23 protein-coding genes and 1 pseudogene are annotated in these 24,742 nt (G+C 64.2%); 10 read left to right on the forward strand and 14 right to left on the reverse strand.

Translation table 11 applies throughout. From position 1 onward, the window contains the following. Positions 1-135: 135 nt before the first annotated feature. From ilvD to pncA, 11 genes and pseudogenes are all read right to left on the reverse strand, one after another. On the reverse strand, positions 136-1,986 hold the full coding sequence (gene ilvD, locus CIT39_RS17545; protein ID WP_094973929.1) for a dihydroxy-acid dehydratase: 1,851 nt from the start codon (positions 1,984-1,986) through the stop codon (positions 136-138). 260 nt (positions 1,987-2,246) lie between these two features. After that, a complete protein-coding gene (locus tag CIT39_RS17550) occupies positions 2,247-3,107 on the reverse strand; it encodes an ABC transporter permease (RefSeq protein WP_094973930.1) in 861 nt (286 codons plus the stop codon). After that, positions 3,104-4,033, reverse strand: a complete 930-nt coding sequence (locus tag CIT39_RS17555) for an ABC transporter permease (RefSeq protein WP_162308548.1) — start codon at positions 4,031-4,033, stop codon at positions 3,104-3,106. Before CIT39_RS17555 ends, CIT39_RS17550 begins: the two co-directional genes overlap by 4 nt. Next, entirely contained in the window at positions 4,033-5,019 is a 987-nt protein-coding gene (locus CIT39_RS17560; protein ID WP_094973932.1) for an ABC transporter ATP-binding protein, read from the reverse strand. The genes CIT39_RS17555 and CIT39_RS17560 overlap by 1 nt, the downstream gene beginning before the upstream one ends. Beyond that, a complete protein-coding gene (locus tag CIT39_RS17565) occupies positions 5,016-5,999 on the reverse strand; it encodes an ABC transporter ATP-binding protein (protein WP_094973933.1) in 984 nt (327 codons plus the stop codon). Before CIT39_RS17565 ends, CIT39_RS17560 begins: the two co-directional genes overlap by 4 nt. Before the next feature lie 2 nt (positions 6,000-6,001). After that, positions 6,002-7,639 carry an ABC transporter substrate-binding protein gene (locus tag CIT39_RS17570; RefSeq protein WP_094973934.1) on the reverse strand — a complete coding sequence of 546 codons (1,638 nt, stop codon included), beginning with the start codon at positions 7,637-7,639 and terminating at the stop codon, positions 6,002-6,004. Between the two features lie 23 nt (positions 7,640-7,662). Continuing rightward, the gene (locus CIT39_RS17575) at positions 7,663-8,478 is read right to left on the reverse strand and encodes a sugar phosphate isomerase/epimerase family protein (protein ID WP_094973935.1); all 816 of its coding nucleotides are present in this window, start codon (positions 8,476-8,478) and stop codon (positions 7,663-7,665) included. Between the two features lie 457 nt (positions 8,479-8,935). After that, positions 8,936-9,316, reverse strand: coding sequence for a GrlR family regulatory protein (locus CIT39_RS17580; protein ID WP_162308549.1), 381 nt, complete (start codon positions 9,314-9,316; stop codon positions 8,936-8,938). Positions 9,317-9,345: 29 nt separating this feature from the next. Next, a pseudogene (locus tag CIT39_RS17585) lies at positions 9,346-11,380 on the reverse strand (NAD(+) synthase). Between the two features lie 138 nt (positions 11,381-11,518). Then, a complete protein-coding gene (locus CIT39_RS17590; protein WP_094973938.1) occupies positions 11,519-12,631 on the reverse strand; it encodes an alpha/beta fold hydrolase in 1,113 nt (370 codons plus the stop codon). A gap of 10 nt (positions 12,632-12,641) precedes the next feature. After that, positions 12,642-13,280 (reverse strand): bifunctional nicotinamidase/pyrazinamidase, encoded by a 639-nt coding sequence (pncA, locus tag CIT39_RS17595; protein ID WP_094973939.1) that lies wholly within the window; start codon positions 13,278-13,280, stop codon positions 12,642-12,644. A gap of 260 nt (positions 13,281-13,540) precedes the next feature. On the opposite strand from pncA, the gene glk reads away from it, so the two are divergent. The 3 genes from glk (at position 13,541) to CIT39_RS17610 (ending at position 15,183) form a co-directional block, all read left to right on the forward strand. After that, positions 13,541-14,542 (forward strand): glucokinase, encoded by a 1,002-nt coding sequence (gene glk / locus CIT39_RS17600; RefSeq protein ID WP_094973940.1) that lies wholly within the window; start codon positions 13,541-13,543, stop codon positions 14,540-14,542. Positions 14,543-14,689: 147 nt separating this feature from the next. Next, entirely contained in the window at positions 14,690-14,893 is a 204-nt protein-coding gene (locus CIT39_RS17605) for a hypothetical protein (protein ID WP_094973941.1), read from the forward strand. Positions 14,894-15,027: 134 nt separating this feature from the next. Then, on the forward strand, positions 15,028-15,183 hold the full coding sequence (locus tag CIT39_RS17610) for a hypothetical protein (RefSeq protein WP_162848657.1): 156 nt from the start codon (positions 15,028-15,030) through the stop codon (positions 15,181-15,183). 157 nt (positions 15,184-15,340) lie between these two features. Here the strand turns inward: CIT39_RS17610 and CIT39_RS17615 are convergent, their stop codons facing one another. Both CIT39_RS17615 and CIT39_RS17620 read right to left on the reverse strand, forming a co-directional pair. After that, positions 15,341-15,718: a response regulator gene (locus CIT39_RS17615; protein WP_094973942.1), complete on the reverse strand. Its 378-nt coding sequence runs from the start codon at positions 15,716-15,718 to the stop codon at positions 15,341-15,343. A 110-nt stretch (positions 15,719-15,828) separates the two neighbouring features. Then, complete coding sequence (locus tag CIT39_RS17620; protein ID WP_094973943.1) at positions 15,829-16,626, reverse strand: Spy/CpxP family protein refolding chaperone; 798 nt, start codon at positions 16,624-16,626, stop codon at positions 15,829-15,831. Between the two features lie 471 nt (positions 16,627-17,097). Here CIT39_RS17620 and CIT39_RS17625 point away from each other — a divergent pair, with 471 nt between their 5' ends. The 6 genes from CIT39_RS17625 (at position 17,098) to CIT39_RS17650 (ending at position 23,253) form a co-directional block, all read left to right on the forward strand. After that, complete coding sequence (locus CIT39_RS17625) at positions 17,098-18,438, forward strand: ABC transporter substrate-binding protein (RefSeq protein WP_094973944.1); 1,341 nt, start codon at positions 17,098-17,100, stop codon at positions 18,436-18,438. Positions 18,439-18,579: 141 nt separating this feature from the next. Then, positions 18,580-19,518: a carbohydrate ABC transporter permease gene (locus CIT39_RS17630; RefSeq protein WP_094974057.1), complete on the forward strand. Its 939-nt coding sequence runs from the start codon at positions 18,580-18,582 to the stop codon at positions 19,516-19,518. Continuing rightward, a complete protein-coding gene (locus tag CIT39_RS17635) occupies positions 19,518-20,429 on the forward strand; it encodes a carbohydrate ABC transporter permease (RefSeq protein WP_094973945.1) in 912 nt (303 codons plus the stop codon). The genes CIT39_RS17630 and CIT39_RS17635 overlap by 1 nt, the downstream gene beginning before the upstream one ends. 20 nt (positions 20,430-20,449) lie before the next feature. Beyond that, complete coding sequence (locus CIT39_RS17640) at positions 20,450-21,550, forward strand: ABC transporter ATP-binding protein (protein WP_094973946.1); 1,101 nt, start codon at positions 20,450-20,452, stop codon at positions 21,548-21,550. Between the two features lie 34 nt (positions 21,551-21,584). Next, positions 21,585-22,574 carry a hydroxyacid dehydrogenase gene (locus tag CIT39_RS17645; RefSeq protein WP_094973947.1) on the forward strand — a complete coding sequence of 330 codons (990 nt, stop codon included), beginning with the start codon at positions 21,585-21,587 and terminating at the stop codon, positions 22,572-22,574. Positions 22,575-22,743: 169 nt separating this feature from the next. Then, complete coding sequence (locus CIT39_RS17650) at positions 22,744-23,253, forward strand: hypothetical protein (RefSeq protein ID WP_162308550.1); 510 nt, start codon at positions 22,744-22,746, stop codon at positions 23,251-23,253. Positions 23,254-23,256: 3 nt separating this feature from the next. Here the strand turns inward: CIT39_RS17650 and CIT39_RS17655 are convergent, their stop codons facing one another. Beyond that, positions 23,257-23,754, reverse strand: coding sequence for a DUF1993 domain-containing protein (locus tag CIT39_RS17655; protein WP_162308901.1), 498 nt, complete (start codon positions 23,752-23,754; stop codon positions 23,257-23,259). Positions 23,755-23,868: 114 nt separating this feature from the next. Here CIT39_RS17655 and CIT39_RS17660 point away from each other — a divergent pair, with 114 nt between their 5' ends. Next, entirely contained in the window at positions 23,869-24,660 is a 792-nt protein-coding gene (locus tag CIT39_RS17660) for a transporter substrate-binding domain-containing protein (RefSeq protein WP_162308551.1), read from the forward strand. Positions 24,661-24,742: the final 82 nt, after the last annotated feature.

Raw genomic sequence — 24,742 nt, forward strand, 5'->3', positions numbered from 1 at the left:
GAAGGTGGCCGCATCATACGCCGCAAAATTTTGGGCTGCTGAAGTTCGTCGAGGCATCCTTAATACGAAAGGCCGGCTTTCGCCGGCCGTTCAGAACTTGTTGACCATGCGCGCGAGGCGCGAGTGATGCAGCGCTCAGTTAGAGCGACGCTTCACCTCGCGCACCGCACCGCGCGCGGCGCTGGTGGTGAGCGCGGCATAGGCCTGCAGCGCGGTCGAGACGTTGCGCTTGCGGCCCACAGCCTGCCAGGCGGCATCGCCCTTCGCCTCCTCCGCGGCGCGACGCTTGGCGAGCTCCTCGTCGGAGACCTCGAGCGTGATGCTGCGGTTCGGGATGTCGATCGCGATACGATCGCCGGTCCGCACCAAGCCGATGTTGCCGCCTTCGGCCGCTTCCGGCGACAGATGGCCGATCGACAGGCCCGAGGAGCCGCCGGAGAAGCGCCCATCGGTGACGAGCGCACAGGCTTTGCCGAGGCCCATCGATTTCAGGTAGCTGGTCGGATACAGCATCTCCTGCATGCCGGGGCCGCCGCGCGGGCCTTCGTAGATGATGACCACGATTTCGCCGGCTGTGACCTTGCCGCCGAGGATGCCTTCAACGGCGGCGTCCTGGCTTTCGAACACGCGCGCGGGGCCGGAGAACGTCAGGATCGAAGCGTCGACGCCTGCGGTCTTCACGATGCAGCCGTCCTGCGCGAGGTTGCCGTAGAGCACGGCAAGGCCGCCGTCCTTGCTGAAGGCGTGCTCGAGATTGCGGACCACGCCCTTTTCGCGATCGGTGTCGAGCTCGTTGTAACGGCGCTCCTGGCTGAACGCGACTTGCGTGGGGATGCCGCCGGGCGACGCGCGGAAGAAGGTGCGCACGGACTCGCTCCTGGAGCGCTTGATGTCCCAGCGATCGAGGGCGTCCTTCATGGTCGGCGCATGCACGGTCGAGACCGAAGTGTCGATCAGGCCGGCACGATCGAGTTCGCCCAGAATGCCCATGATGCCGCCGGCACGATGCACGTCCTCGACATGCACGTCGGCGACTGATGGTGCGACCTTGCACAGCACGGGCACGCGGCGGGACAGGCGGTCGATGTCCTTCATGGTGAACTTGACCTCGCCTTCATGCGCCGCCGCCAGCAGATGCAACACGGTGTTGGTCGAGCCACCCATGGCGATGTCGAGCGTCATCGCGTTCTCGAACGCCTTGAAGTTGGCGACGTTGCGCGGCAGCACGGATGCATCGTCCTGCTCGTAATGGCGGCGCACAATATCGACGATGGTGTGGCCGGCTTCGACGAACAGCCGCTTGCGATCGGCATGGGTCGCGACCACCGTGCCGTTGCCGGGCAGCGCCAGTCCAAGCGCCTCGGTCAGGCAGTTCATGGAGTTGGCGGTGAACATGCCCGAGCAGGAACCGCAGGTCGGGCATGCCGAGCGCTCGATCACCTTCACATCTTCGTCGCTGACCTTGGAGTCGGCGGCGGCCACCATGGCGTCGATGAGGTCGACCGCCTTGGTCTTGCCGGCCAGCGTGACCTTGCCGGCCTCCATCGGACCGCCCGAGACGAACACGGCGGGAATGTTGAGCCGCAGTGCCGCCATCAGCATGCCGGGCGTGATCTTGTCGCAATTGGAGATGCAAACCATGCCGTCGGCGCAATGCGCATTGACCATGTACTCGACGCTGTCGGCGATCAGCTCGCGCGAAGGCAAGCTGTAGAGCATGCCGTCATGGCCCATCGCGATACCGTCATCCACCGCGATGGTGTTGAATTCCTTGGCGACGCCCCCCGCCTGCTCGATCTCGCGCGCGACGAGCTGGCCGAGGTCTTTCAGATGGACGTGGCCGGGCACGAACTGGGTGAAGGAGTTGACGACCGCGATGATCGGCTTGCCGAAATCGCCGTCCTTCATGCCGGTCGCGCGCCAGAGGCCGCGGGCACCGGCCATGTTGCGGCCGTGGGTGGTGGTGCGGGAGCGATAGGCTGGCATGGCGGTTTCCGTCCTCGGTTTGACCGGCCGGGCGGGAAAATGTGATGCCGCCTCAGGCCTTTGTGGCCGGATAGCGCACGGGCTGCCCCGGCGCAACGGGAACTTGGGCCGGACAGGGCTCCCCTGCTCCCGGCGCGGGCTGTTCGTAGCTTTTCGTAGCCCGGATGGAGCGCAGCGCAATCCGGGTAAGCGCGAACCGCTGCAAGACCGGCCCCGGATTTCGCTGCGCTCCATCCGGGCTACGGGAGCTCAACTTCGGCCTATTGCAGGGTCGGATCGAGCCGGTCTCGCAGCCAGTCGCCGATCACGGACACCGCCAGCGTGGTCACGACGATGGTGGCCGCCGGCGCCAGCATGATCCAGGGCGCCCGGGTCAGGTACTCGCGGCCGTAGCCGACCATATTGCCGAGGCTGGTCATCGGCGGCTGCACGCCGAGGCCGAGGAAGGACAGACCTGACTCCATCAGGATCACCTCGGGAAAAACCAGCGTGGTCGAGACGATCAGGGTCGAGGCGATGTTGGGCAGGATGTGGCGCAGGTAAATCCGGGGCGGCGTCGCCCCTAATTGGCGGACCGCGGCGGCGTAGCCCTGCGCATTGGCGGAGATGGCAAGGCCGCGGGCGATGCGGGCGTAGCGTTCCCAGCCGAACATGCCCATCAGTCCGATCAGCAGCGGCAGCGAATTGCCGAAGAAGGCGAGCACGGCGAGCGCCATGATCAGGAACGGCATGCTGGCCTGGAAGTCGGTCAGCATCAGCACGAATTGCTCCACGGCGCCGCGAAAATGCGCGGCGAGGAAGCCGAGCGTGGTGCCGACGATCGCCGAGATCGCGGTCGCGCCGAAGGCGATCAGGAGCGAGATGCGGATCGAGACCAGCAGCCGCGACAGCACGTCGCGACCGAGTTCGTCGGTGCCGAGCCAGTGCGCGACATTGCCGGGCGTCGAGAGCCGGTTGCGCAGGTCGAGCTGGGTGTAGCCATAGGGTGCGATCTTCTCGGCGAAGGCTGCGATCACCAGCATGGCGACGATCCAGGTCACCGCAAGGGCGACTGACACCGGAATCGCCGGGAGACTGATGCGGCGGCGGGTGATGGTGTCCTTCAGCGTGGCGTCGGTCATGCGTGCGCTCCTTTGGCGCGCAGGCGCGGATCGAGGAAGCCGTAGAGGAAATCGACCACCAAATTGGAGGTGACCATCGTCATTGCGACCAGCAGCAGGATGCATTGCACGACGGCAAGATCGCGGTTGGCGACGGCGACGACCAGCAGCCGCCCTACTCCCGGCCAGGAAAACACGCTCTCGACCACCACCGCGCCCGCGATCAGCGTGCCCACCATGAAACCGAGAATGGTGACGGTCGGGATCGCCGCGTTCGGCAGCGCGTGCGAGGTCACCACCTTGCGCCACGGCACGCCCTTGGCGGACGCCGTGCGGATATAGGGCTGGCCCAGCACCTCCAGCATCGCGCTGCGGGTGAAGCGCGCCAGCACCGCGGCGCCGCCGAGGCTCAGCGTCACGATGGGCAGGATCGCGTGACGCCAGCTGTCCTGTCCGCCCGACGGCAGCCAGCCGAGTTGCACGGCGAAAACCAGCACCAGGAGCAGCGCGAGGACAAAACTCGGGACGGTGAAGCCGGCGACCGCGGTCATCATCACGGCGCGGTCGATGGCCGATCCGCGATGCAGCGCGGCGTAGATGCCGGCGGGGATGCCGAGCACGACCTTGAAGAAGAATGCCGGCAGCGTCAGCGCCAGGGTCGCCGGGATGCGCTCCAGCACCAGCTCGATCGCGGGCCGTCCGTCGCGCATGGAGCGGCCGAGCTCGCCCTTGGCGATGGCGCCGAAGTAATCCAGATACTGAAACCAGATGGGGTCATCGAGGCCCCAGGCCTTTCGGAACGCCGCGAGCACCTCGGGCGGCGCCTCGGGTCCCAAGATCATCAACGCGGGATCGCCGGAGAGTCGAAGCACGACGAAGGCGAAGGTGACGACGAGCACGATGGTGAGCGCGGCGCGGCCGAAGCGAATGGCGAGATAGCGTCCCATCACGCGGCGTCCCGCGTCTCGGCGCCGGTGACGAGATGACAGGCGACCTGCCTGTTTCCGCCGACGGTCGACAACGCCGGCACCTCGCGCGCACAGCGCGCGATGGCGCGCGGGCAGCGCGGATGGAAGGCACAGCCTTGTGGGCGCGCGGCCGGATTCGGCGGATCGCCCGCCAGCACGATGCGGCCTGCGCTGCGGCGGCCCGGCGCGGGCGAAGCCGAGACCAGCGCTTGCGTATAAGGATGTTCGGGCCGCGCGAACAGATCGTCCGCGCTGCCGATCTCGACGATGCGGCCGAGATACATCACCGCGACGACATTGCTGATCTGCCTGACGACGCGCAGATCGTGGCTGATGAACAGCAGCGTCAGCCCCAGCTGCGCCTGGAGATCGCAGAGCAGGTTCACCACCTGGGCCTGGATCGAGACGTCGAGCGCGCTGACCGGCTCGTCGCAGACCAGGAAATCCGGTCGTGTGGCGAGCGCCCGCGCCAGCACGATACGCTGGCGCTGGCCGCCGGACAGCGCGCCCGGATAACGCGCGCCATGCGCCGGCGTCAGCTCGACCGCACGCAGCAATTCGCGCACGCGGTCCTCGCGATCGGCGGGTGTGCCAAGATTGTGGATGTCCAGAGGTTCGCGGATCTGCGTCGCGACCGGCAAACGCCGGTCCAGCGCGCCCAGCGGATCCTGGAAGATCATCTGCATGCGCGCGCGTTGCGCACGCCATGCGGCCGTTGTCGGCACAGCCATCGGCTTGCCGTCGAACCGCACCTCGCCGCTGTCGGGCGGCTCGAGGCCGAGGACGATGCGGCCGGTTGTCGACTTGCCCGAGCCGGACTCGCCGACGAGGCCCAGCGTCTGGCCTTTGGGAATGATCAGCGACACGCCGTCGACAGCATGCACGGCCGCAGCTCGGCCGAACATGCCGGAACGCATCGAATAACTGCGGGAGATTTCGGAGACCTCGACGAGCGGCGGACTCATTCGGCGGCGATCCCGAGCAGCGCGTGGCGCGAGGCCTCGGCGCGGATGCAGGCGACGACACGATCGCTCGCGATCGGTGCCAGGGTCGGCGCGCCGAGACCACAGGGATCAGATGCCAGCGCGCAACGCGGCGCGAAGGCGCAGCCATCAGGCATCATCGCGGGATCGGGCACCGTTCCCGGGATGGCAGTGAGACGGCGGCGGGGGCCATCGAGCGGCGGCAGCGCGCCGATCAGGCCCTGCGCATAGGGATGCACGGGATCGGCGAACAGCTGATTGGCCGGGGCCTGCTCGACGATGCGGCCGGCATACATCACAGCGACGCGGTCGCAATTTTCAGCGACGACGCCGAGATCGTGGCTGATCAGCACCATCGCCATCGCAAACTCGCGGCGGATCGACGACAGCAGCTCCAAAATCTGCGCCTGAATGGTGGCGTCGAGTGCGGTAGTCGGTTCGTCCGCGATCAGAACGTCGGGATTTCCGGCGAGCGCCATCGCGATCATGATGCGCTGGACCTGGCCTCCGGAGAATTCATGCGGATAGGCCTCCAGCCGCCGGCCAGCGTCGGGAATGCCGACGAGATCGAGCAGCCGCCGCGCTTCCGCCTTCACGGCGTTGCCTTGGAGATCCCGATGCAGCGCCAGCGCTTCGCAGAGCTGCTTGCGGATGGTCAGCACCGGGTTGAGCGCGCTCGCCGGATCCTGAAAGATCATGGCGACGCGCCCGCCCCTGACCTGGTCGAGCTCGGAAGCCGGCGCGCCCAGGATCTCGCGTCCGTCGAGCCGCACCGAACCCGTGACCTTGGCGTGCCGCGGCAGCAGCCCGAGCGCGGCAAGCCACGTCACTGACTTGCCCGATCCGGACTCGCCGACGAGGCCGAGCGCCTCGCCCTTGCCGAGAGCGAGATCGACGCCGCGCAGGACCGGTACGCCGTTGAAGGCGACGCTGAGGCCCTCGATGTTGACCAGCGGTGCCACGCTCACGCCTCGAAATTGCCGGCTCGGAAATCCATCGCGAAGGCCGGCGATGCCTTCCACTTGATCGATTTCGGCTTTGCCGTGAAGGTCGCGTTCTGGTGCAGCACCGTGTAGGCGGGATCCTCGCGCTCGGCGATCTCCAGCATGCGGCGGAACGCCTTCTTGCGCGCGGGCCGGTCGGTCGAAGTCTCCAGGAATTCGGAGAGCTTATTCAGCTCGACATTGGTCCATTCGCCGATCTGCTGCTGCTGGCCGTTGGGGCCGTGCTGGGCGACCAGCGAGGAGACGGGATCGTTGAAGGCGGCCGAGTTCGACCAGTCGCGCACGGCGCGGGTGGGAGCGCGCTCCATGATCTGCGACCAGTTCTCCTTGGTCTCGATCTGGACGTTGAGGCCGACCGACTTCCACATCTCGACCAGCACCTGCGCGGTCGCGACCTGGTTGGTGTAGTAATTGTTGAGCAGGCGATAGGGAATCGGATCGCCCTTGTAATTGGCCTGCTTCAACAGATCCTGCGCGAGCTTGGGATCATAGGCCGGCACGCTCCAGTCGGCGTTGAACATGTCGCCGTAGAACTCCCATTGAAGGCCCTTCGGCACGCGGGTGCGGCCGGCCCACAGGCTGTCGACGATGGCCTGGCGGTCGATCGCGTGGGTGAAGGCGCGGCGCACCAAGGGATTGGCGAGCTGGGCGTGGTTCTTGTCGAACACGGTCAGGCGGTGATTGAGGATAGTGCCGCCCTGCACTTCGAACGCCGCGTTTTTCTCGATGCCGGCGATCTGGTCCGGCGGGATGTCGCAGGCGAACTGGTACTCGCCCGACAAGAGGCCGTTGATCCGGCTTGCGACTTCGGGCACTTCGAGGAAACGGATGCGCTTGAGCGGCGGCCGGCCGCCCCAATATTCGTCATGCGCTTCAAGCGTCAGCGACACGTCGGGCTTGAGCTCGACGACCCTGTAGGGCCCGGTCGTCACGGGCTTGCGCGCCCAGTCGAGATAGCTCGCCGATTCGTCCCAGGCGCGGCGGTTCATGATGTCGGAGCCGTAGCGCGACAGGCGGCCCTCAATGGTGACGTCGGGCGTCGCGTTGTAGAAACGCACGGTGTATTTATCGACGGCATCGACGCGCACGAGGTCCGGCCAGATCCGGCGTGCGACCGCGGGGACATCAGGCGGCAATTCCTTGCCCGGCCGCGGCGTCGGGATCTTCTCGAAGGCCTGGATGGTCGAGCGGCTCTTGGCCTCGGTCTCGCCGAACATGCGCTCTCGGCTGAAGGTGAAGACGACGTCCTCTGCGGTCAGTTCGTCGCCGTTGTGGAACTTGACGCCCTGGCGCAGCTTCACCTCGACGGTCTGGTCGTCGATGCGGCGCCATTCGGTGGCAAGGCCCGGCACGGCTTCCAAATTGCCGCGCCAGTTCTTGGAGATCAGGCCTTCCCAGATCGAGGAGAAGAACACGCGCTCGCCGACGTTGGACTGCTCGCGCAGCACGTCGAGCACGTTCGCGTTCGTCACCTTCTGCACGGCGATCGTCACTGACGGACGGTTGTCGCCCTGCGCGACGGCAAAGCGCGGCAGCAGCAGCGTGCCTGCGGCAGCGCCGCCGGTTTTCAGGATGGTGCGACGGGTGAATTTGCTCATGGCGGTAGCCTCAGATGATGCGGTTATTCGGCGAGACCGAGCGCTGCGAGATGGGCAGCACCGGCGCGGACGTCATCGTGGTTGCGGAGTTCGAGGATCAGCCGCGGGTTGGAATTCAGCCGCCCGAGAGCACGGAATACGGCGACCCAGGGAATGTTGCCTTCGCCGGGCGCCCAGTGCCGGTCGGCAAAGCCGTCGGTGTCCTGCAGATGCACATGCGTGAGCATGTCGCCAGCGGTCTCGACGTAATAGTCGACCGGCGGCGCGGCGGTGGAGATGTGGGCATAGTTGGCATGTCCGGTGTCGAGCGAGACGCGGACCTTGGCGCTTTCGAGCGCCTTGGCGAGGCGCACCCGGTCACGCGGATCCTTGTCCTCGATGTTTTCGATGACGATTTCGCAGCCGATCGTCTCGGCGCGCGCGATCACCTCTGCGAGCGTCGCCTTGACGCGCTCGACGATATTGCCGCGATTGTCAGGATAGAGATCGAGATTGTTGTGGTCCCAGGTCGTGAACGGCGAATGGATCACCATCTGCGTCGCGCCGAGGAATTCGGCGGCATCAAGGCCCTGGATCAGGCGCTTGGTCACGGCCTGGCGGATCATGGGATCGTGGCTGTCGATCTTGAAGCCCCAGAACGGACCGTGGATGCCGAGCCGGCCGGTATGACCGGAGAGCATCTGCTTGATCTCGCCGGCAGTGCTGCGCCAGTCGCCGTCGAGAAGATCGGCGCGGAAGAAATCCTGGATCTCGAGATCGCGCTGCCGATCGAGAAGCCAGTCGCGATGCGCGGGGATGGATTTGATGGACAATGCTGCGCCCAGCACCGGCTTCGACATGGTTTGCTCCTTGATCGTCAGCGATGACGGGAGCAGCGCTAGACCAGTTCAATGACAGGCCGGTGAAATGCGGGTTCCGCAGTGTGAAGAGATGTGGACATCTCCTGGCGCGCTCCCGTTTCGTGCCGTCGCGATCACGGCGCCGATGCCGAACGGACACAGCGCAAGCGGTATCTGTGTCCGTAGTGATCCGGAATGGAATCCTATCGCGATGTCACGTACATCGCGTGCATCGATCGGCGGCCACTTCCAAGGGCATCACCCTCTGATCGCGCTACATGGGGTTGGGGGACCGCATGGGGCGGGGGATTGAAGGCTGGGGCAAGGTGACGAGGTCCGGACTCCTAGGCACTCCGGACCTCGAAGCTTTCTGAGATTGAACGCAGCAACGCGCCGTCCGGTTGGGGCATCCGGGCGGCGCGTTGTCGTTTGAAGAGAGCGGCCCCTGAAGCCCCGCTCACATTGCATCTTTTAGCGTCAGTCTTGCCGTGAACGTCACGCTGGTCTTGCCGACCAGCGCCATGCCTTCGACCTCGGCGCCGCCGGCGGAATAGTCACCCGAGAAACCGCAGGTGACCTCCCTGCCACCGAACGCCAGCGTTCGGCCGACTGCTTCGGTGTGCTGGTTGACGATCAAGTCGCCACGCCACTTGCCGTTCCGGAAGGTGTAGGTGCCGGTGTAGTAGAAATAGCTGTCGCCGCCCATGATGCGTCCGTCGCAGAGCACGACCACGCCCCTGGCCTGCCCGCGCTTGCCGTCGCGCATTTCGATGTCGAAGATGTAGAGGCCGTTGACGACCCTGGCCTCCGCCGCTTTCGCCTCATCCCCGGCCGACATCCGATCATCTCCCCAACAATCCGCCCCGATCAGTTCGGCACGTTCCGCTCGAGATCCTCGAGCCAGGCCACCGCGCTCGAATCCGAAGGCGCGCGCCAGTCGCCGCGGGGCGACAGCGAGCCGCCCGCCGAGACTTTTGGCCCGTTCGGCATCGCCGAGCGCTTGAACTGGCTGAAGGCGAAGAAGCGGCGCAGGAACACTTCGAGCCAGCGGCGGATATCCTTGAGATCATAGGCCTTGCGCCGGTCATTCGGGAATGCCGGCGGCCATTCGCCCTTGGCGACGTCCTTCCACGCGTGCTGCGCCATGAAGGCGATCTTGGACGGCCGCATGCCGAAACGCAGCGTGTAGAACAGATTGAAATCCTGCAGCTCGTACGGGCCGACGGATGCTTCCGTGCTCTGCGGCTTCTGGCCGGGCTCCACCGGCACCAGCTCGGGCGAGATTTCGGCAACCAGGATCGAGCCAAGCGTGCGGTTGACGTCGCCGCTGAACTGCTTCGATGCGATGACCCAGCGGATCAGATGCTGGATCAGCGTCTTCGGCACGCCGGCATTGACGTTGTAATGTGCCATCTGGTCGCCGACACCATAGGTGCACCAGCCGAGCGCGAGTTCGGAGAGATCGCCGGTGCCGATGACGATGCCGCCGTGATGGTTGGCGAGCCGGAACAGATAATCCGTGCGCAGGCCGGCCTGCACGTTCTCGAAGGTGACGTCGTAAACCTTCTCGCCTTTGCCGAAGGGATGACCGATGTCCTTCAGCATCTGCGTCGCGGTGGTGCGGATGTCGAGCTCCTGCCAGCTCGTCTGCAACGCCTGCATCAGCGCCAATGCATGCGTCTTGCTCTCGCTGCCGGTGGCGAAGCCCGGCATGGTGTAGGCCAGGATGTTCTCGCGCGGCAGGCCAAGCAGGTCGACCGCCTTGGCAGCGACGATCAAGGCATGGGTTGAATCGAGCCCGCCCGAGACACCGATCACGACGCGCTTGGTGCCGGTGGCGCGCATGCGTTGCACGAGGCCGGCGACCTGGATGTTGTAGGCCTCGTAGCAATCCTGCTCGAGCAGGCTTTCGTCGCTCGGCACGAACGGAAAGCGCTCGACCTTGCGCAGGAAGCCGATGTCGGCAGCCGGCGGCTTCAGCGCGAATGTCACCTTGCGGAAAAAACGCCTCGCGCTGGCGTCGGTTGTCGTCGAACGTCCCCATCGAGGCACGTTCCTGCCTGAGCAAGTCCAGATCGACGTCGGCAGTGGTGATCTGGCCGCCCTGGCGGAAGCGCTCGCCCTCGGCCAGCAGCACGCCGTTCTCATAGATCGAGGTCTGGCCATCCCAGGCGAGATCCGTGGTCGATTCCCCGGCGCCGGCGGCGGAATAGACGTACGCCGCAAGGCAACGCGCCGATGTCGATTGGCACAGCAACGCACGCGATCGCGCCCGGCCGATCGTAATCGGGCTGCCCGAGAGATTGACCAGCACGCTGGCGCCCGCAAGCGCGAGCTCGGCAGACGGCGTCACCGGGATCCACATGTCCTCGCAGATCTCGACACCGATGGTGAGACCCGGAACATCCTCGGCCGAGAACAGGAGGTCGACGCCGAACGGCGCGTGCAACCCGCCGAATGTAATCGTCTCTCCGGCCACGCCGGCGCCGGAGGCGAAATGCCGGCCCTCGTAGAACTCGCGGTAGGTCGGCAGGTAAGACTTCGGTACCACGCCGAGAATGTTGCCGCGATGAATGACGACGGCGCAGTTGTAGATGCGATGGCCAAAGCGCAGCGGAGCGCCGACGATCAGGACCGGCATCAATCCCGCGGAGGCCTCGACGAGGCCTACGAGGCCGCGCTCGACCGCATCGAGCAGCGGATCCTGCTTGACCAGATCCTCGATCGCATAGCCGGACAGGCACAGCTCGGGAAACACGGCGACCGCTACCGACTGCTCATGGCAGGCACTGGCCGCCGCCAACACAGCCTTCGCGTTGGCCGAGGGATCGGCGACATGGGACGTGGTGACACAGGCCGCCACGCGCGCAAATCCGTGGGCGTAGATCGAGTGGAAAGTCATCGAGCGCAGTACCCTTGATATCTTCGCTGCCGAAGCCGTCAGCTCCGGACCATATGTAGCCCATCGCCCCCGTCCCGTGCAGGCCATCCGCCGTCATGCATAACGGATTTGCGCGGTGGTCTGCCCTGTGCCTTTGGCTCAGGCGCTGCGGGCCAGCACGCCGGACAAATCGCCGCGCAGCCATTCTGCAATCCGCGGCCAGGCGTGCGCGTGGGTGCGCGCACCCATGAACAGGCCGAGGTGATTGCTCGGCTCGGACGCCGCCGCGATGAAAGCCGGCGGCGTGCCGAGGAGAGCCGCGGTGGCGAGCGCCTGCGCAGCCGGCACGACCTCGTCGTCGAGCCCGGCCAGCAGGAAGACCGGCGCCTTGACGTCCTTCGGATCGACCGTGCGGCCAAGAGCAACGAAACTGCTGCCGGCGATCTGGTTTTCCCGGAAAATCCGGTGGACGATCTCCAGATAATACTTGCCCGGCAGATCGAGCGTCTCGGCGTTCCAGCGCTCGAAACGCGCGAGCAGCGCCGCCCCCTCCGCGTCCGACAGATCTCTCTGCAATGCCGTTATGATGTCGTCGCGGTTCGGCGCCTTGGACCAGAAGTGGAGCATCTCCTCGCCGCGGACATTGCCGCCGCCGCGTGCGACGAGCTGGTCGTAGACCATCTCGGGCGCGTTGCGGGTGAGCCGGCACAACGAGGACTCGATCGACAAATCCACGGGAGCGCCGACCAGCACCAGCCGCCGCACCTTGGCCGGAAAGCGCGCCGCATAAAGCAGCGACAGCCAGCCACCCTGGCACAGGCCGATCAGATCGACCGGCGCGCCGATCTCGTCGATGGCGACGTTGAGATCGGCGAGATAGCTGTCGATCGAGAAATAGCGCATATCCGGCGTCGCTGAACGCCAATCGGTGAGATAGACCCGGTCGATACCGCCGGTCTGCAGTGACTGCACCACGCTGTGACCGGGAGCAAAATCGGCGATCAGTGCCCGATGCAGCGCATAGGGCGCACAGACCAGCGCCGGCTGGCCGGACCGCGTCTGCGAGCAATCGCGCAAGCGCATCGTCGGCAGTTCGAGCGCCACGGTGCTCGGGGTCGTCCAGGACAAGGTGCTCTCGTCCTGCTCCGCCGGACCGCGCTCCAGCCACCAGAAGCAGCTGTCCATGGCGAGGCGCGCGGCTGCAAACGGCCACAGCAGCGGGTCGTCAGGGACGGACCCCTTTGCACCGCTCTGTTTGCTCACCATGGCCATCTCACGATCGTCACAGGAACGCCTCCAGGCTCACGATGGAGATGCCGAGGTCCCGAAAACTCCGATGGGTCGTGGCGACCGAGCCATCGAGATCGATGCCACGGCAGGCGTCCTCGATGACGACGACCTCGAATCCTGCCTTGCGGGCGTCCTCCGCCGAGAAGCGGACGCAGAAGTCGAGCGCGAGGCCGGCGACGAACACGGTCTTCAGCTCGCGTTCGCGCAGATATCCAAGCAGGCCGGTCGGCGTCCGCTTGTCGTTCTCGAACAGCGCCGAATAGGAATCGATGCCACGGCGAAAGCCCTTGCGCACCACGAGGTTTGCCCTGACCACATCGAGATCGCGATGGAACTCCGCGCCCGAGCTACCCTGCACACAATGCGCCGGCCAGAGTACCTGGGTGCCGCAGTCGAGATCGATGGTCTCGAACGGCTGCTTGCCCGCATGATTCGGCGCAAACGAGACGTGGTCGCGCGGATGCCAGTCCTGGGTCAGCACCACATTGGCGAATTTTTGGGCGATCCGGTTCACGGCGGGGACCACCTTCTCGCCGCCGGGAACGGCGAGCGCACCGCCGGTGCAGAAATCGTTCTGCACGTCGATCACCAGCAGCACGTCGCGGTCGGAAATCTGCATCGTCGGGCTCATTCGATGTGCCCGGCGCGCCGGCGCCGGTACAGGTCTCCTTAGTGTCGGCCTTCCCGGGCGGCTTCGCAACCGCCAGCGCCGTGTAACGCCCCGCGCGAATTGGTCACCGGACGGCCGCCAGGATGCAACGGTTTGGCCTCGTCCGTGTTGACTAGGCGCACCCAAGGGCGGATTCTCGCACTGTCCGCGACTGCGCGGAGCGGGTCGAAGATGTGGAGGACAGGGTTGCCGGGCCACAAGGCGGCGGCAGCCACGAGGTCATGAATATCGGCAAGACAGGACAGATTCTTCTCGCCGATATCGGCGGCACCAATGCGCGCTTCGCGCTGATCCGAAGCGAATTCGGCCAGGGCGACCTGAGCAACGTCGATCAGGCCGGGCCGATCGATTACGTCAAGGTCGCCGACTTCCCGACCGTCCGGGAAGCCATCGCCGACGTTCTGGCGCGCCGGTCAGGCGGCGAGCCGCCGCAACGAGCCGTGCTGGCCGTGGCGGGTCCCGTCACCAACAACCGCTGCGTCATGACCAACAGCCCCTGGGTCATCGACGGCAACGAGTTGCAGCCGGCTCTCGGCTTCGACAGCGTCCATGTGCTGAACGATTTCGAGGTGGTGGCCTGGTCCCTGCCCGCCCTGCAGCTCGCCGATCTGATCCCGCTCGGCGGAGGCGATGGCCTGCCCGGAGAGCCGCTCCTGGTGGTCGGACCCGGAACCGGCTTTGGCGTCTCCTGCCTGGTCGAGCGCCATGGCGCGCGGCTGGCGGTCGTTACCGAAGCCGGACACGCGACCCTTCCGGCGGAGGACGAGCGCGAGGAACGTGTGATCGCGTGCTTGCGCCGGCGCCTCGGCCACGTCTCCATCGAGCGTGGCGCACTCTCGGGTTCAGGACTGCAAAACCTCTACGAAGCCCTGGCCGAAGTCGACGGCGCTCAGGTGCCGCATCGCGAGGCTGCCGCCATCACCAAGGCGGCGCTGGAGGGCAGTTGTTTCGTTAGCCGCGCGGCGCTGGAGATGTTTTGCGCCATCCTTGGCTCGGTCGCCGGCAATCTCGCGGTGACGTTCGGCGCGCGCGGCGGTGTCTATGTCGCCGGCGGTATCGTGCCGCGCTTTCCCGAGTTCCTTCTCGCCTCCGCGTTCCGGGCGCGCTTCGAAGCCAAGGGACGCTTCCAGGATTATCTGCGCAATATCCCGACCAGGCTCGTGATCAAGCCGGATGCGAGCTTCGTCGGCCTGAAAATGTTCGCCGACTCCAACCCGAATTGAAGTTGGGGTTGTCCTTCCCGCTCACGGCTGCAGTCATGCACAGCTGATTGCGGCGCACGCGCGGTTCCAGGCATGAACGTGCTTGCCTGCGTGTTCCGGATGAGAAACAATCCTGCCGTGTGTGTGGCGTAGTTGCGGGGGCGTGACATGCGTAAGCAGGATTTTGGTTTCGACTATCACCGCTATCACCGCCTGCTGAGCCAGGCGGATGACGAAGACAAGCGGTTGGCCCTGATCGACCTTCTGATCGAGGAAAAGGCGCGAGACCGGCTGGCCGCCCAGCGCGCTTCGGACCGCGCGGCGATGACGGCCCACACCATCGCCACCGTGCTGAAGAACGGCCGCAACTGAGACTTGCAATCCGGCCCGAGAACGCGGGATCCAATTCGGATTTCGTTAAGGATGCCTCGCAATCCGCTGTCAAACTCCCTGCTCTAGCGTTCCCCCACCTGATGCAATTCAGGGTCAACAAGGGGGCAATGAACATGAGCATGATTTCGATCGCCGCGATGCCGGCCGTCGTCGAAACGCGTTTCGCCGAATCGTTCTTCAAGACCATTTTGCTATTCTGCTGCACGGGCCTGGTCGCCTCGTTCGGCCTGATGGCGTACGGCATTGACCTCAGCGCCGGCCTGATGTGAGACCGCGACAAATTCCGTCGCCAAATGGCCGCCCCTGACGGGCGGCCATTTTCGTTGGACTATCTCAGTGCGGCGTCTTCGCCGTCACGAGTGCGGCGTCTTCGCCGTCACGAGTGCGGTGTCTTCGCCGTCACCAGTGCGGCGTCTTCGCCGTCGCTCAGTGCGGCGCTTTGACCGAGGCTCCCGGAAACAAGGAATCGATCATCGCCTTGAGCTGATCCATTGCGATCGGCTTGCGCAGGATCGGCCTGCGCCGGAGCAAGGACGGCAACAATTCCGGACCGTACCCCGTGGCGAACATGAACGGCTTTCCACGCCGTTCGATCAGGTCGGCGACGGGATCGACGTAGACGCCCATCAGATTGATGTCGAGGATGGCCATATCGTATTGCGCGGTCATGGCGAACGCGCTCGCGTCCCGGACATTGTCCGCTTCCGCGACGACGTGGTGGCCGAGTTCCACCACCATGTCGGCCATCATCATCCGGATCAACGCCTCGTCTTCGACCAGGAAAACGGAGAGTCCGTCCGCCATATCAACCCCGCAGTCAGATTCCAGAGTTGATCATAACTCAATTACGGAGAAGATTCACGAATTCGTGCGGGCCCCGTTAATTCGCGCCCGCCCGATCCGATTCAACTGGATCAATCCAATCCTCGCTCGTGGCTCAGCCGCACCATCTCCTGAATGAAGACCTGCTTCTGCTTGTCATCGAGGCTCGAAAACAGCGGCTCGGCGGCGTCGGCGACATTGCGCTGATCGGCGGCGCGATCGATCAGGAACTGCGCCTCGTTGCGCATCTGCTCGATGATGTCGTCGGGTGGATCCCGCTTGGCGCGCGCAACCCGCAAGTTGAGCCGCTCCGCACCATTATGTCCCAGGTAGTGCATTGCGCTGGAGAAGCCGTACCAGTGCTTCTCCTGATCAGCCGTGAGGTTCAGCTGGGTCTTGATCCGCTCGATATAGGAATCGCTGTTGGCGACGATCTGTTCCGCGCTCTGCTGCGGCGCGCCGGGCTGGGTGAGGACCGTGACGTCCTTATTGTCCTTGCCTTGATTAGGTGCGTTCTTGGCCTCCTTGCTCGCCTTGGCGCCCTTGCCCGCTTTGGCGCCCTTTGCATCCTTGTCTTTGGCATCCTTGTCCTTGGCCGCGCCCTGCTGCTTGGCATCCTTGCCGGCATCCTTGGCGGCCGGGGCCTGATTGCCATTGTTGCCGACGCCGAGCACGCCGGTGAAGACGCCGACCACGCCGCCGATTGCACCGCCGAGCACGCCACCGACCGGACCTGCTGCCTTGTTTCCGGCCGCAGCGCCGTCCTGAACGCCTTTGACCAAGCCTTGAGCATGGGCCACTGCGGCCGCACCGAGCAGCAGCGTAAGCACGGCCCCCAGCGCGAGCCATCGCCGCAAGTGGAGCCGCGCTGACGGCGCCGGGTTGATCATTCTCGTCTCCATCGTCGATCTGATTGGCCTGTTGGGGCGAGGTCACCCGCCAAGTGCGACACTATCGTTTCCGTCCCTTCGCGGTCCAGACGCAGCCGAGCGCTGTCCACGCCCGAAAACGCTTTCGCGCGAAGCGGTTATGCAGGCTTATTCGAAACTGCGGCGTAATTGCGCACCGATCGTTCCAGACCGGTTCATGCAAACGTGTGCGTTGCAAAAAACAAGCGATCGCAACTGACGGGCCGCTCAGCGCTCCCGCGATCCAGCACACAACGTAAGTTCTAGGCGTGAGCCGTTCGGCTTTCTCGACAGACGCGATCAATCATGATCTGATCGCGCTACCAATTTGCTGCGGCCTGCGTGACTTGTTCACCTGGGCCGACGGCGTCAATAAGAAAATCCAACCACAAGAAACTTGAAAAGAAGTCTCAGAGGAAACTCCAACAACAAACACCCAGGCGAGGAAACGAGATGTCACGCAAGAAACTGACGCGACGTCAATTTGTGGCTGCCACTGCACTGTCCTCCGCGGCGCTGGTGACAGCGCCTTACGTCCGGGGCGCTAGCGCCGCCGGCAAGCTCTCGATCGGCTTCTGGGACCATTGGGTGCCAGGCGCCAACAAGGCCTCGACCGATCTGGTCAATGAATGGGCCGCCAAGGAGAAGGTCGAAGTCTCCATCGACTACATCCCAAGCCAGGGCAACAAGAACCTGCTGACCATCGCCGCGGAAGCGCAGGCAAAGTCAGGTCATGATATTTTCGCGATGCCGACGTGGTGGGCCCATTCCAATGCCGACCAGTTGGAGAACGTTGCCGACATCATGGGGCCGATCATCGCGGAGAACGGCGAGGTGAACGGCACGGTCAAATATCTGGGCATGTCCGGGAGCAAATGGCTCGGCGTCCCGGCCTGCGTCGGTAGTCAAATCAAGGGGCCCTGCTCCCGCATCGATTTGATGAAGAAGCACGCCGGCATCGACGTGCAGGCGATGTATCCGGCCGGCTCTGAACCGAAAGCGGATGACTGGACGCTCGAAACATTCCTGAAAGCTGCCGAAGCCTGTCACAAGGCCGGCGTCCCGTTCGGTATCGGCCTCGGCGAGACCACCGACAACGTCGATACGGCGGGCGCGATTTTCCTTTCGTTCGGCGCCCAGCTCGTGGACGCCAAGGGCAATCTCACCGTCAAGACCGATGCGGTTCGTCAGGCGCTCGACTTCTACAAGAAGCTGATCGGCTTCCTGCCGCCCGATGTCGCAGCCTGGGACGACGCATCCAACAATAAATGGCTGGTCTCCGGCCGAGGTGCGATGATCATGAATCCGCCGAGCGCCTGGGCGGTCGCCAAACGCGACGCGCCGCAGGTTGCGGAGCAATGCTGGACGCACGGATTCCCGAAAGGGCCGAAGGGGCGCTTTGCACCCTACCTGCCCTATTTCTGGAGCATCTGGAACTTCTCCAAGAACAAGGAGGCAGCGAAGAGTCTGCTCATCGCGTTGTCGAAGCCGGCAGCCATCGAAAAGATGGTCAACGCCAGCGGAGGCTACGATTTGCCCGCTTATGAGAAGCTCACAACGCTGAAGGTTTGGCAGGAAGAGGGTCCGCCGAAAGGGACGCTCTTTCACTATCCAAATCCCTACAAGCATCAGACGTTGTCGATTGCGGCCTCTCCCGCGCCGCCGAAGATCGCACAGCAGATCTACGCGCAAGCCACGCTCACCAAGATGTGCCTTCGGTATCATCAGGGCGAAGCGATGGAAAAGACGCTCGCCTGGGCCGAAGGCGAGTGTGAAGGCTTCATGCGGAGCTAAGCCGGACAGGCTCGCCGCAACGGCATGAAGCCGTCCGCGGCGAGTCCTCCGTCTCACTCACTTGGCGAGAGCCGGCAGCTTCGGTTCTCGCACCTTCCAAGAGTCGGGTTGATCGACCAAATCGCGCAAGGAAAATGCATCATGGCGGATGTCGCATTGCAGCCGAACACGGTCGGCGCAGCGCAACCGGTGCGAAAACGCTCCGGTTTGAAAAAGGCACTCAAACGCAAATCCACCGCGGCGTTCCTGATGACGTTGCCGCTGATCATCCTCATTGCACTTCTGGTGCTTTATCCTGCGTTCTATTCGCTGCATCTGGCGACCCTCAACAAGTCGATGCAAAGATTCGTCGGTTTCGGCAACTTCGAGTTCCTGTTCAAGCGCGACACGTTCTGGCTTGTCGTCAAGCAATCCTGCATCTTCGCCATCACCGCCGTTTTGTTCAAAGCGCTGATCGGGTTCATCGTCGCCCACTTCGTCCATAACATTCCGGCCAAAGGTCAGCGCAAATGGCGCGGCATGCTGCTGGTGCCCTGGGTCATTCCGCCCGCGATGAGCACGCTCGCATGGCTGTGGCTGTTCGATCCCTCCTACAGCGCGTTCAACTATACGCTGTCGTTTTTCGGGATCGGGCCGATCCCGTGGACGGGCGATGCCGACTGGGCGCGCTTTTCCGTGATCCTGGTCAATGTCTGGTACGGCGCACCGTTCTTCATGATCATGTATCTGGCTTCGCTGAAATCGGTGCCGGAGCAACTCTATGAAGCCGCAGCGATCGACGGAGCCAATTGGTGGCAGCGCATCTGGTACGTGACGCTGCCGATGATGCGCAACATCATAGCGATCACGACGCTGTTCTCGCTGATCGTGACCTTCGCCAATTTCGACATCGTGAGAATCCTGACCGCCGGCGGCCCTCTCGACCACACCCATATCTTTGCGACCTGGGCTTTCCGGATCGGCATCGAAGGAAGCGATATTCCGCTTGGCGCAAGCGTCTCCCTGTTCATGGTGCCGATCCTGGCGGTCGCAGCGATATTCATCCTGCGGGACGTCAACAAGCGCGGGAATGAAGCCTGATGAGCTCAGTCACGATAGACAAGGCCGCGCCGAGGCGCAGCGTCAAGTTGGGAAGCATGAGCCGCGACCGCAAATGGGCGCTGCGATGGTCGTACTTCTTTCTGACGCTGTTTGCGATCTTCTCGCTGCTGCCGCCCATTTACATGCTGATCACCTCTCTCAAGAGCAGCGCTGAAATCTCGGCGGCGACCAATCCATGGTGGGTTTTCCACCCGACTCTCGAGAACTATGTCGGCCTGCTGACGTCAAACCAGTTCCTGCGGTTCTTCTTGAATTCCGCGCTGGTTTCGATTTTCGTGGTCACCATCACGATGCTGATCAGCGTGCCCGCGGCATTTGCCCTCGCGCGGATGCGGTTCTGGGGGTCGGCCACGCTGGCGACCGGCGTGTTCCTGACCTACCTGATTCCGGACAGCCTGTTGTTCATTCCGCTGTTCAAGGTGTTCGCCCAGTTCGGCGACTGGACCGGCATCCAGCTCATCAACCGCTGGTACGTGCTGCTCTTCATCTATCCGACGCTGACGGTCCCGTTCTGCACCTGGATCATGATCGGATACTTCGCATCGATCCCCAAGGAGCTCGACGAGGCCGCGATCATCGATGGGGCGTCCTGGTTCCAGACGCTGACCCGGATCTTCATTCCGGTGGCGCTGCCGGGACTGATCGCCGCGACCATCTTCGCCTTTACCGTGTCCTGGGCGCAATTCCTCTATCCGCTCGTGTTCACGACCTCCACGGATCAACTCGTGCTGCCGGTCGGCATCATTACCACGCTGATCAAGGGCGACGTCTTCAACTGGGGACAGATCATGACCGGCGCGCTGCTCGGCGCGGCGCCGCCGCTCATCATCTACGCCTTCCTGATGGACTATTACATTGCCGGCCTGACCGCCGGTGCGACAAAGGGTTGATGACCAGGAGCTGAAGTTCGATGGCTGACGTTGCTTTGCGGAAAGTGGTTAAGCGTTACGACGACGTCGAAGCCGTGCGCGGCATCGACCTGGATATCGCCGACCACGAGTTCATCGTGCTGGTCGGTCCCTCCGGCTGCGGCAAGTCGACGACGCTGCGGATGATCGCAGGCCTCGAGGACATCACCGACGGCGACATCATGATCGGCGGCGACGTCGTCAATGACGTGCCGCCGAAAGACCGCGACATCGCGATGGTGTTCCAGAATTACGCGCTCTATCCGCACATGACGGTCGCCGAGAACATGTCGTTCGGGCTCCGGCTCAAGCACTACCCCAAGGCCGAGATCAAGGCGCGCGTGACGGAAGCCGCCCGCCTGCTCGACATCACCGACCTGATCGACCGCAAGCCGAAGCAGCTCTCCGGTGGCCAGCGCCAGCGCGTCGCGATGGGCCGGGCCATCGTGCGCAATCCGAAAGTCTTTCTGTTCGACGAGCCGCTGTCCAATCTCGACGCCAAGCTGCGCGTGCAGATGCGGATCGAGATCAAGAAGGTGCACCAGAAGGTCCGCACCACCACGGTCTACGTCACCCACGACCAGGTCGAGGCGATGACGCTGGCCGACCGCGTCGTGGTGATGAACAAGGGGCGCATCGAGCAGATCGGCACGCCGAACGAGCTCTACCACAGGCCGGCGACGCGCTTCGTCGCCGGCTTCATCGGCTCGCCTGCGATGAACTTCCTGCCGTGCCGGCTCGAGGATCTCGGCGGCACGCTTCAGATCCGCCTCACCGACCGCATCGCCTTTGCGCTCCCGCCGGCCCGCGCGGCGCGTTACAATTCGCTGCCGCGCACCGACAAGCTGCTGCTCGGCCTCCGCCCCGAGCATCTCACCGAGGCGCACGCGCATCTCGGACCGGGCGTTGAGACCTTCGACACCGTGCTCGACGTCACCGAGCCGATGGGCATGGAGACGCTGGTCTATTTCGGCCTCGAGGGCACGCCGGTCTGTGGCCGCGTCGATCCCAATGCCGGCGCCAAGGACGGGGCACCCATGCGTTTGGCGATGGACCTCAATAACATGCACCTGCTAAACGAGGCGACCGGCGTCGTGTTGTGACGCCGGTCCAAGAAACTCGCGCAGGCAGGGGACGATGGCGACCAACAAGAAGAAGATTTTCGTTACACAAACTTTGTCGCAAGGGGCACGCGCCCTTCTCACCCAGCGGGACGATATCGAACTCGTCGAGTTTCCGAACCTGATCTCGGCGAAAGACTTTGAGGTCATGCTGAAGAGCCATGCGCCGGTTCATGGCGTCGCGCTCGGCGCGACCGCCTTCGGCGAGACCGAACTCGAAGCAGCGAAAGATATGAAGGTCGTCACCCGCATCGGTGTCGGCTACGACGCCGTCGACGTGCCCGCTCTGTCCCGCCGCAAGGTGCCACTGATGGTCGCGGGCAGCGCCAACTCGCCCTCGGTCGCCGAGCAGGCGCTGTTCATGATGCTGACGCTGGCCAAGCGCGCGCAAGAGTTGCACGCCTGCGTCAAGGACGGCAAATGGGCCGACCGGCTCGGCATGCTGCCGTTCGATCTCTACGGCAAGACCGTGCTGATCATCGGCTTCGGCCGCATCGGCACCCGTACCGCCAAGCGGTGCCTGGCGATGGAAATGACCGTGCAGGTCTACGATCCCTACAAGCCGGCCGCCGAGATCAAGGCCGCCGGCTGCGAGCCCGTCGCCGACCTCGATGCCGCGCTGCCTCACGCCGATTTCGTCACCATCCACTGCCCGAAGACGCCGGAAACGATCGGCCTGTTCGATGCTGACAGGATCGGCCGGATGAAGCCGAAATCCTATCTCATCAACACCGCGCGCGGCGGCATCGTGAAGGAAGCCGCGCTGTACGACGCCCTGGTCTCCGGCAAGGTCGCAGGCGCCGGCATCGACGTGTTCGAGGTGGAGCCGCCGCCGGTCAGCAACGCGCTGTTCGCGCTGCCCAACGTCATCATCGCCCCGCACGTCGCCGGCGTCACCGTCGAAGCGGTGAGCCGCATGAGCGAACAGACCGCGCGCAATATCCTGAGTGTGCTGGACGGCGATCCGATCCGGCAGAACATCATCAACCAGGATGTGCTCGGCTGAACAAGCCGACGGCGGGCGAATAATATGCCCGCCTTCGGACGGCCAGAATGCGTCCCATTTTGGTGCAGATCGAGCCCCAACTCAGCCTTAATCAAACGCGCGTAATGGTGCCGGAAGCGCGGCGGCAGTGGGACAGACTGGCTGGCGCGTCGAGCTGGAGGATGTACCCTTGTCAGAGATCGACCCGACCGACCACGCGCTGGCGACCATCGCCAGCATTCTGGAGTACCCCGAGCCCGTCCTCGTCATTCGCAAGACCGAGACCGAGATCGTGGTCACCGGAGAGCGCGAGCATATGGACTCCGACGAACAGCAGGTCGTCGACGAGTATCCGGTCGTCGACGAGCATCAGTCAGTCGAAGAGCATCCGGTGATCGAAGAGCAGCCGCTGGTGCCGGAGCACACCGACGGCGACGGCTATAGCAAGGTCGGGCCTGGACCGATGGTCGCGATCCGGCTCAAATGGACGGTCCATCGCGGCGATGACGACCAGTTCTACGTCCACGAGACCATCGGCGAGCAATCCGTTCCCGTGATTAGCGGCCCGATGACGAGCGAGGCCGCCATGCGCTTCGTCGACGAGCACGAGGACGAGGCACACCGTCGCTTCGAAGAACTGCGCAGCGAGATCGCCGGCCGCAGCTCGCTCGCCGACTACGAGCGCAAGGGCGAAGCGTAAGCTCTACCGCCTGCCGAGATAATCCTTCTTCGCGAGCTCGACACCTGCGTGCCGCAGCAGGTCGTAGGCGGTCGTGACGTGAAAGAAGAACTGCGGGACACTGAAGGTCAGCAGCAGCGCTCGCCCGGTGAAGGGCAGCTCGGTCCCGTTCTTCAGCCTGAAGAAGACATTCCGCTCCGCCGCCGCATTAATCTCCGCGCGCGGCAGGCTTTCGATAAACTCGATCGAGGTTGCGATCCGGGCCTGCAGTCCGGCCATGTCGTGCTCCAGCGCCGGCAGCGCCACCGGCTCGCGCTCCGCCAGCAAGGCCGGGGCGACCACCGCATGCCGGCAGGCCTCGCCGACCTGCTGCGCCAGATCGTACATGTTCGGGGCCAGCCGCATACCGAGCAGAATCGCCGGATTGAACTTGCGGGTCTCCGCATAGGCCACGCCCTTGTCGAGCAGCCCCGACAGGTTACGCAAATGCGGGACGAAGAGGCCGACAGAGGCTTCGTACATCGAGATCGTCACGTCGAAATTCCCCTCAATTCCATCTCGCCAGCGCCTGGCATCTGATCTAAATCCACCTCTCAAGAGCTGCACAATGACAGCTCGCGTAGGGGTGGAGAAGAGATGATCGTTCGATTGGCTGTTCGGATCCTGGCGGCGTTGGCCGTGGCGTTGCTGGCAGATCTTTCGGCTCACGCGCAGCAGGCGCCCTCGCGCCTCGACGAGATCGTCAAGCGCGGCACCTTGCGGGTCGGCATGACCGGCGACTACAAGCCCTTCACCTATCTGGACAAGGCGACGCAGAAATTCAGCGGTTTCGACGTCGACATGGCCGAAGCACTCGGCAAGGCGCTCGGGGTCAAGGTCGAGTTCGTGCCCACGGCTTGGCCGAAGCTGATGAAGGATTTCGAGGCCGACCAGTTCGACATCGCCATGGGCGGCGTCTCGGTCACGCTCGACCGGCAAAGGAAAGGCTTCTTCACGACGCCGATCATGCGCGAGGGCAAGACGCCGATCGCCCGCTGCGCCGACGTCGGCAAGTACCAGAGCATCGCGGACATCGACAAGAAAGGCACCCGCGTGATCGTCAATCCCGGCGGCACCAACGAGCGTTTCGCGCGTGCCAACGTCAGGGATGCAGAGATCACCGTCTTCTCCGACAATACCGTGATCTTCGACGAGATCGCCAAGGGCAACGCCGATCTGATGATGACGGACGCCTCCGAGACGCGCTACCAGCAGAAGCAGCATGCCGGCGTACTGTGCGCGGTGCATCCCGAAAAGCCGTTCGACTTCTCCGAGAAGGCCTATTGGCTCCAGCGCGACATGGCGCTGAAGGCCTTCGTCGACCAGTGGCTGCACATTTCCATGGAGGACGGCAGCTACAAGAAGATCTACGCCGCCTGGTTCGACTAGAGCGTTTTTGCGCGAATTCGGTGCCGGTTCGCGCCAAGGAAAACACGGTGACATGAGAAGCTGGAACGTGGCTCCGATCACG

Origin of the sequence: Bradyrhizobium symbiodeficiens (assembly GCF_002266465.3) — a bacterium.
Taxonomy (GTDB): Bacteria; Pseudomonadota; Alphaproteobacteria; order Rhizobiales; family Xanthobacteraceae; genus Bradyrhizobium; species Bradyrhizobium symbiodeficiens.

What these genes read in the sequence shown, in the direction of transcription:
- ilvD (WP_094973929.1), bottom strand. Translation starts at nt 1,986, where the DNA reads ATGCCAGCCTATCGCTCCCGCACCACCACCCACGGCCGCAACATGGCC.
- CIT39_RS17550 (WP_094973930.1), bottom strand. Translation starts at nt 3,107, where the DNA reads ATGACCGACGCCACGCTGAAGGACACCATCACCCGCCGCCGCATCAGT.
- CIT39_RS17555 (WP_162308548.1), bottom strand. Translation starts at nt 4,033, where the DNA reads ATGGGACGCTATCTCGCCATTCGCTTCGGCCGCGCCGCGCTCACCATC.
- CIT39_RS17560 (WP_094973932.1), bottom strand. Translation starts at nt 5,019, where the DNA reads ATGAGTCCGCCGCTCGTCGAGGTCTCCGAAATCTCCCGCAGTTATTCG.
- CIT39_RS17570 (WP_094973934.1), bottom strand. Translation starts at nt 7,639, where the DNA reads ATGAGCAAATTCACCCGTCGCACCATCCTGAAAACCGGCGGCGCTGCC.
- CIT39_RS17575 (WP_094973935.1), bottom strand. Translation starts at nt 8,478, where the DNA reads ATGTCGAAGCCGGTGCTGGGCGCAGCATTGTCCATCAAATCCATCCCC.
- CIT39_RS17580 (WP_162308549.1), bottom strand. Translation starts at nt 9,316, where the DNA reads ATGTCGGCCGGGGATGAGGCGAAAGCGGCGGAGGCCAGGGTCGTCAAC.
- CIT39_RS17590 (WP_094973938.1), bottom strand. Translation starts at nt 12,631, where the DNA reads ATGGCCATGGTGAGCAAACAGAGCGGTGCAAAGGGGTCCGTCCCTGAC.
- pncA (WP_094973939.1), bottom strand. Translation starts at nt 13,280, where the DNA reads ATGAGCCCGACGATGCAGATTTCCGACCGCGACGTGCTGCTGGTGATC.
- glk (WP_094973940.1), top strand. Translation starts at nt 13,541, where the DNA reads ATGAATATCGGCAAGACAGGACAGATTCTTCTCGCCGATATCGGCGGC.
- CIT39_RS17605 (WP_094973941.1), top strand. Translation starts at nt 14,690, where the DNA reads ATGCGTAAGCAGGATTTTGGTTTCGACTATCACCGCTATCACCGCCTG.
- CIT39_RS17610 (WP_162848657.1), top strand. Translation starts at nt 15,028, where the DNA reads ATGAGCATGATTTCGATCGCCGCGATGCCGGCCGTCGTCGAAACGCGT.
- CIT39_RS17615 (WP_094973942.1), bottom strand. Translation starts at nt 15,718, where the DNA reads ATGGCGGACGGACTCTCCGTTTTCCTGGTCGAAGACGAGGCGTTGATC.
- CIT39_RS17620 (WP_094973943.1), bottom strand. Translation starts at nt 16,626, where the DNA reads ATGATCAACCCGGCGCCGTCAGCGCGGCTCCACTTGCGGCGATGGCTC.
- CIT39_RS17625 (WP_094973944.1), top strand. Translation starts at nt 17,098, where the DNA reads ATGTCACGCAAGAAACTGACGCGACGTCAATTTGTGGCTGCCACTGCA.
- CIT39_RS17630 (WP_094974057.1), top strand. Translation starts at nt 18,580, where the DNA reads ATGGCGGATGTCGCATTGCAGCCGAACACGGTCGGCGCAGCGCAACCG.
- CIT39_RS17635 (WP_094973945.1), top strand. Translation starts at nt 19,518, where the DNA reads ATGAGCTCAGTCACGATAGACAAGGCCGCGCCGAGGCGCAGCGTCAAG.
- CIT39_RS17640 (WP_094973946.1), top strand. Translation starts at nt 20,450, where the DNA reads ATGGCTGACGTTGCTTTGCGGAAAGTGGTTAAGCGTTACGACGACGTC.
- CIT39_RS17645 (WP_094973947.1), top strand. Translation starts at nt 21,585, where the DNA reads ATGGCGACCAACAAGAAGAAGATTTTCGTTACACAAACTTTGTCGCAA.
- CIT39_RS17655 (WP_162308901.1), bottom strand. Translation starts at nt 23,754, where the DNA reads ATGTACGAAGCCTCTGTCGGCCTCTTCGTCCCGCATTTGCGTAACCTG.
- CIT39_RS17660 (WP_162308551.1), top strand. Translation starts at nt 23,869, where the DNA reads ATGATCGTTCGATTGGCTGTTCGGATCCTGGCGGCGTTGGCCGTGGCG.